The organism is Streptomyces hygroscopicus subsp. hygroscopicus, from assembly GCF_001553455.1.
Lineage (GTDB): Bacteria > Actinomycetota > Actinomycetes > Streptomycetales > Streptomycetaceae > Streptomyces > Streptomyces hygroscopicus.
This window is the reverse complement of sequence record NZ_BBOX01000095.1, coordinates 1-5,977: the sequence shown is the minus strand read 5'-3', so window position 1 is coordinate 5,977 and position 5,977 is coordinate 1. Positions and strand designations below refer to the sequence as shown.

Below are 5,977 nucleotides of genomic sequence, written 5' to 3'. Positions count from 1 at the left end.
CCCGCCGACGCCGCGGCGGCGACGTCGGTGGCGGCGAGGCCGCCCGCGGCCTCCAGCCGGGCGGCGAGTTCGGCGGACCGGCCCTCGCGGGCGGCCTCCTCGGCGTCCCGGGCCAGCGCCGCGCCGCCGAAGTACGCCTCCAGGCAGCCGTGGTTGCCGCAGGCGCAGGGGCGGCCGTCGGGTTCGGCCTGGATATGGCCGATGTCACCCGCGCTGCCCGTCGTACCGCGGTAGACCTCACCGCCGACGACGATCCCGCAGCCGATACCGGTGCCGATCTTCACGCAGAGGAAGTCCTTGACGGAACGGGCGACGCCCGCGTGCTGCTCCCCCAGCGCCATGAGGTTCACATCGTTGTCGACCATGACCGGGCAGCCCAGTTCCTGGCTGAGCGCCTCCCGTACCGGGAAGCCGTCCCACCCCGGCATGATCGGCGGCGCCACGGGCACGCCCTCGGGGAACCGCACGGGGCCGGGCACCCCTATGCCCGCCCCGTCGAACCCCTCGGCCACCCCGGAGGCCCGGAGCTTCGCGGCCATGTCCAGCACCTGCTCGAAGACCGCGACGGGTCCCTCGCGCACGTCCATGGGCTGGGTGAGGTGGCCGAGAATCTCCAGTTCGGCGTTGGTCACGGCGACGTCCACGGAGGTCGCGCCGATGTCGACGCCGAGCAGCCGCAGCCCGGGGGCGAGCCGGATGTTGTGCGAGCGCCGGCCGCCGCGCGAGGCCGCGAGCCCGTCCGCGATCACCAGCCCGGTCTCCAGCAGCCGGTCGATCTCCACGGCGAGCTTCGAACGTGACAGGTCGATCTGATCGCCCAGCTGGGCGCGGGAGTTGGGGCCGCCGTCGCGCAGCAGACGGAGCAGTCGTGCCTGATGTGCGTTGGCCGGTCGTGCCGTCATGCGCCTCACGCTGCCCCTCCCGCCGTCATCGGCATCCCGGTGGTTCCCCTGTCCACGCTGTCTGCGTTGCCGGGCTTTCACGGGGAACGTAGCAGCGGTTGTCGGGGGTGGGAAGAACTTGCGCCGCAATTACCGCTGACTTTCTCCTCCCGCAGGACAAAGCGGAGTTGATGCGGTGCCGGCTCCGGGGCCCGTCCGGGCGCGGAATGCCTGGGCGCGGAATGCCCGGACACTGATGCGGCGACTACGATCGGTGATCATGGAGATAGCGACGTACCTGGTGATCCTGGCCCTCGTGCTGCAGTATCCACTCCTGGAGTCCAGGATCCAGAAGATCCAGCGCAGGGCGGACCGCATCGAGCGCAAGCTGGACCTGATCCTCGGCCACCTGGACATCCAGGTGGCCGAGCCCGGCCTGGAGCAGGTGGCGGCCCTGCTGCGGGAGGGCAAGAAGATCGAGGCCATCAAGGTCTACCGGCAGCTCACCGACGCCGGTCTGAGGGAGGCCAAGGAAGCGGTCGAGCGCATGGACGTCGCCGCGAAGTGAACGCCGCCCGGCGGCAGGCGGGGCGGCGGAGGGGTCAGGACCGCTCGCGCTCGTGGTAGGTGCGGCGGGTGTGTTCGGTGTGGGCGCGCATGACGGCGGTGGCGCGCTGTTCGTCACCGGTGGTGATCGCCGCGATCAGCTCGCGGTGCTCGATCCAGGACTGCTTGCCGCGCTGCCGGGCGACCGGGGTGTAGTACCAGCGGACCCTGCGGTCCACCTGGGCGGCCAGCTCGGACAGGACGGCGTTTCCGGCGAGCCTCATCACCTCGGCGTGGAACGCGGCGTTGGCCGCGACCGCGCCGTCCACGTCGTCGTCCAGCACCGCGCGCTCGCCCTTCGCGCACAGCTCCTCCAGCGCGGCGATCCCGGCCCCGTCGGCCGACGCGGCGGCCAGCCGGGCGGCCTCGGCCTCGAGGAGGGTGCGCACCGTAAGGAGCTGATCGGCCTCCTCCTCGGTGGGCTCGTGGACGAACGCGCCCTGTGCGGGCCGCAGATCGACCCACCCCTCGGTGTTGAGCCGCTGGAGCGCCTCGCGCACCGGCTGGCGCGAGACCCCGAGATGGCCGGCCAGCTCGCTCTCCACGAGGTGCTGGCCGGGACGGAGAGCGCGGGTGGTGATGAGTTCGAGCAGCGCCTCGTAGACCCGCTCACGGAGTGGACCGGGCCGCTCCAGCTTCGGTACCGCGCCGTGGGGTAGTCCCGTCGCCGGCATCGCGCCCCCCTCTGGCTCGTCGTTTTCCGGATACATGAATTGGTTATTGTCTACAGTTTACCCATGCTGTCCACGGCTCAGCCGTATCCGGGACGCCTGATGTCTAGTCAGTGGACTCGCTGAATCCTTAAGGTCCGGGCATGGTCACCAGTGATCGCCCCGGCCCGCTGCACCGCTCGCGCACCCTGGCCCCACCGGGCTGGAGCCGCTGGCTGGTGCCGCCCGCCGCGCTGTCCGTCCATCTCTCCATCGGCCAGGCCTACGCCTGGAGCGTGTTCAAACCGCCGCTGGAGTCCTCCCTGGACCTGTCCGGCACGGCCAGCGCGCTCCCCTTCCAGCTGGGCATCGTGATGCTCGGCCTGTCCGCCGCCTTCGGCGGGACGCTCGTCGAGCGCAATGGCCCGCGCTGGGCGATGTTCGTCTCCCTGGTCTGCTTCTCCTCCGGATTCCTGATCGCCTCGCTCGGCGCCGCCACCCGCCAGTACTGGCTGGTCGTCCTCGGGTACGGCTTCGTCGGCGGGATCGGGCTGGGCATCGGATACATCTCCCCCGTCTCCACGCTCATGAAGTGGTTCCCCGACCGGCCCGGCATGGCCACCGGCATCGCCATCATGGGCTTCGGCGGCGGCGCGCTGATCGCCTCGCCCTGGTCCAGCAAGCTGCTGGAGCACTTCGGCACCGACAGCGGCGGCATCGCCGCCACCTTCCTGGTGCACGGCGTGACCTACGCCGTCTTCATGGCCCTCGGCGTGCTGCTGGTGCGGGTGCCGCCCGACGGCTGGCGGCCCGCGGGCTGGGAACCGCCGCGGGAGCGCGGACACATGGTCAGCACCGCCGACGTCTCCGCGCGCAACGCCGTCCGCACCCCGCAGTTCTGGTGCCTGTGGGTGGTGCTGTGCATGAACGTGACGGCGGGCATCGGCATCCTGGAGAAGGCCGCGCCCATGATCGGCGACTATTTCGCGGGCACCGCCACCCCCGTGACCGCGACCGCCGCGGCGGGTTTCGTCGCCCTGCTGTCGGCGGCGAACATGGCCGGGCGGCTGCTGTGGTCGTCCGCCTCCGACCTCATCGGCCGCAAGAACATGTACCGGGTCTATCTGGGCGTGGGCGCGCTGATGTACCTGGCCATCGCGCAGCTCGGGGACTCCTCCAAGCCCGTGTTCGTGATCGGCGCCCTGGTGATCCTCTCCTTCTACGGGGGCGGCTTCGCGACCGCCCCGGCCTATCTGAAGGACCTGTTCGGCACCTACCAGGTGGGCGCGATCCACGGCCGGCTGCTCACCGCGTGGTCGCTGGCCGGGGTCCTCGGCCCGTTCATCGTCAACAAGGTCGCCGACCACCAGGAGGCGGCGGGCAAGACCGGCCCCGGGCTGTACTCGCTCTCCCTCACCATCATGATCGTGCTGCTGGTCGTCGGCTTCATCGCCAACGAACTCGTACGCCCGGTCCATCCGCGCTTCCACGAACCGGCCCGCGCGACGGAGGCGGCCGGCGCCGGGGCGGCGCCCGCCCGGAAAGGAACGGACCGATGACCGAACCGGCCAGGAACCGCACCGCGCTGACCGTCGCCGTCTGGGCATGGGTTGTGCTGCCCTTCGGCTACGGGGTCTACGAACTCGTCCGCAAGGCCACACAGCTCTTCTCCGGCTGAACCGGCTGAACCGGCTGAACCGGCGGCACCGGCCGGGCGCTCACCAACCCCGCGGACACGAGGGGGCGAGGTGTGTCCGACTCCTTGACACCTCTTACAGGCATACCGTATTCAATATTCTGTCGACGATACGGTGGGGGGCGGCGCGTCCCTGCGGCGCGCTGAGCGTCAGGACGGAGTTCGCCCTGCGGACGGCCGGGACGTGGGGCGAGTCGGCGCGGACGGAGACGACGACGGTGTGCGCCTCCTGTGGGCGGGCTGCGCTCCCACGCTCCCTGTACAGGACAATGAGATCGCGAAGGTCACCTCGCCGCACGATGATCCCGTGACACACGGGAACCTGTGCATCAAGGGTCGCTTCGGCAAGGGTCGCTTCGGCTGCCAACACGTACAGAACCACGCACAGAACCGGGACTGATCGACATGGGACGGGTCACCGAGCGACGCCGCGTCATCCGCATCCGGGACGGGGCGGTCAGCACCCGGCCGGACACCCTCGTGACGGAAGAGCCGCTGGAGATCCGGCTGAACGGCAAACCGCTGGCGATCACCATGCGCACACCGGGGGACGACTTCGCCCTCGCCGCCGGGTTCCTGGTGAGCGAGGGCGTCCTGGGGCGCGCGGACGAACTGGCGAACATCGTCTACTGCGCGGGCGCGACCGAGGACGGCTCCAACACGTACAACGTGGTGGACGTGAAGCTCGCCCCGGGCGTGCCCGTCCCGGACATCACCCTCGAGCGCAATGTCTACACGACGTCGTCCTGCGGTCTGTGCGGCAAGGCCAGTCTGGACGCGGTGCGGACGACCGCGCGCTGGCGGCTCGGCGACGGCGAGGACGGGACGGACCGGGCGGACGGGGCGGACGGCGGCGGGGGTTCCCCCCTCCGGATCGAGCCCGAGACGCTCTCCGCGCTCCCGGACCGGCTCCGCGCGGCGCAGCGCGTCTTCGACCGGACCGGCGGGCTGCACGCGGCGGGGCTGTTCACCCCGGACGGTGAGCTGCTGGACCTGCGGGAGGACGTGGGCCGGCACAACGCGGTGGACAAGCTGGTGGGGCGGGCGCTCCAGCAGGGTCTGCTGCCGCTGTCGGGTTCGGTGCTGATGGTCTCGGGGCGGGCCTCCTTCGAGCTGGCGCAGAAGGCGGTGATGGCAGGGATCCCGGTGCTGGCGGCGGTGTCCGCGCCGTCCTCGCTGGCGGTGGACCTGGCGGCGGAGACGGGGCTGACCCTGGTCGGCTTCCTCCGCGGCACCTCGATGAACGTGTACGCGGGCGAGCACCGGCTCGCCCTGCGGACAGCGGTCGGCGGGGCCTGAGAAGCGGTCCGCCCGCTGCACGGGTTGGCGGGCCGGCCGGCGGGGAGCGCCCCCTGCGCCGGCCGGCCCCTACCTGGCCCCGTCCCTCCGGTCCCCCTTCGCACGGTCACTCGGAAGGGTTCTTGACCGCCCGGCGCCCATCTCCGGGCCCCTGGCTTGGGGGCGTACCTCACCTCCAAGGCGGCGGTCACCGCGCTGGCCCGGGCCGCCGCGCTTGGACGTGCCGCGCTGGACCACGTCCACCAGGGCATCCGGATCAACGGGGACCGCCCCGGCTCCTCCGACGCGCCCATGTCGCTGCGGCCCGGTGAGACGGAGGCCGACCGCGCCGAGCGGATGAAGACCGAGACTCCGCTGGGCCGGGTCGCGGCGGCGGAGGAGGTCGCGGAGGAGGGCGCGGCGGCGGTTCTCCACCTCGCCTCACCGGCGGCGGGCTCCGTGGTCGGCGCGGACCGCGTCGTGCACAGCGGCTCCTCGGCCTGACCGCCCGGCCGGGGCCCGACCCCCCGCCCGGGGTCCGACCGCCCGCCCGGGACCCGACCCCCCGCCCGGGGTCCGACAGGTCTGACCGGGACCCGACTGCCCAGCCGGAGCCCGACCCCCCGCCCGGGGCCCGCCCGCCCGCCCGGGACCCGACTGCCCAGCCGGGGTCCGACCGCCCGGGACGCGACTGCCAGAGCCCGACCCCCCGGCCGGAGTCCGACAGGCCCGGCCGCCCGGCCGGGACCCGGCCATGGGGCTGTCCCCACCCGCAGGTGGGGGGCCTGCCGCATGGCCGGGGCGCCGCCGCACCCGGAGGCTGGTGAACCATGAACGCAACCACGAAACGCCTTCGTTTACGGCTC

General features: G+C 72.3%; 6 protein-coding genes and 2 pseudogenes. 6 read left to right on the top strand and 2 right to left on the bottom strand.

Annotated elements, in window-relative coordinates; genetic code table 11:
• Positions 1-902 (bottom strand): ROK family transcriptional regulator (locus tag AXW62_RS10470; RefSeq protein ID WP_060944269.1); only part of this gene is annotated, 902 nt, incomplete at its 3' end.
• Positions 903-1,161: 259 nt separating this feature from the next.
• Between AXW62_RS10470 and AXW62_RS10465 the strand changes: the two genes are divergently transcribed.
• Positions 1,162-1,449, top strand: a complete 288-nt coding sequence (locus tag AXW62_RS10465; RefSeq protein WP_030836970.1) for a ribosomal protein L7/L12 — start codon at positions 1,162-1,164, stop codon at positions 1,447-1,449.
• A 34-nt stretch (positions 1,450-1,483) separates the two neighbouring features.
• Here AXW62_RS10465 and AXW62_RS10460 read toward each other — a convergent pair whose 3' ends face one another.
• Positions 1,484-2,161, bottom strand: a complete 678-nt coding sequence (locus AXW62_RS10460) for a GntR family transcriptional regulator (RefSeq protein WP_060944268.1) — start codon at positions 2,159-2,161, stop codon at positions 1,484-1,486.
• 140 nt (positions 2,162-2,301) lie between these two features.
• Here AXW62_RS10460 and AXW62_RS10455 point away from each other — a divergent pair, with 140 nt between their 5' ends.
• From AXW62_RS10455 to AXW62_RS10440, 5 genes and pseudogenes are all read left to right on the top strand, one after another.
• The gene (locus AXW62_RS10455) at positions 2,302-3,696 is read left to right on the top strand and encodes an L-lactate MFS transporter (protein ID WP_060944267.1); all 1,395 of its coding nucleotides are present in this window, start codon (positions 2,302-2,304) and stop codon (positions 3,694-3,696) included.
• Positions 3,693-3,815, top strand: coding sequence for an MFS transporter small subunit (locus AXW62_RS46640; protein WP_258407506.1), 123 nt, complete (start codon positions 3,693-3,695; stop codon positions 3,813-3,815). Before AXW62_RS10455 ends, AXW62_RS46640 begins: the two co-directional genes overlap by 4 nt.
• Before the next feature lie 149 nt (positions 3,816-3,964).
• Positions 3,965-4,233, top strand: a pseudogene (locus AXW62_RS10450) (2Fe-2S iron-sulfur cluster-binding protein); the annotation flags it as partial.
• Between the two features lie 5 nt (positions 4,234-4,238).
• Positions 4,239-5,132, top strand: a complete 894-nt coding sequence (gene fdhD / locus AXW62_RS10445; RefSeq protein WP_060944265.1) for a formate dehydrogenase accessory sulfurtransferase FdhD — start codon at positions 4,239-4,241, stop codon at positions 5,130-5,132.
• Between the two features lie 132 nt (positions 5,133-5,264).
• Positions 5,265-5,615, top strand: a pseudogene (locus tag AXW62_RS10440) (SDR family oxidoreductase); the annotation flags it as partial.
• Positions 5,616-5,977 lie beyond the last annotated feature (362 nt).

Excerpts from the sequence above, each read along its gene's own strand:
- AXW62_RS46640 (WP_258407506.1), top strand. The coding sequence starts at position 3,693 with ATGACCGAACCGGCCAGGAACCGCACCGCGCTGACCGTCGCCGTCTGG.
- AXW62_RS10460 (WP_060944268.1), bottom strand. The coding sequence starts at position 2,161 with ATGCCGGCGACGGGACTACCCCACGGCGCGGTACCGAAGCTGGAGCGG.
- fdhD (WP_060944265.1), top strand. The coding sequence starts at position 4,239 with ATGGGACGGGTCACCGAGCGACGCCGCGTCATCCGCATCCGGGACGGG.
- AXW62_RS10465 (WP_030836970.1), top strand. The coding sequence starts at position 1,162 with ATGGAGATAGCGACGTACCTGGTGATCCTGGCCCTCGTGCTGCAGTAT.
- AXW62_RS10455 (WP_060944267.1), top strand. The coding sequence starts at position 2,302 with ATGGTCACCAGTGATCGCCCCGGCCCGCTGCACCGCTCGCGCACCCTG.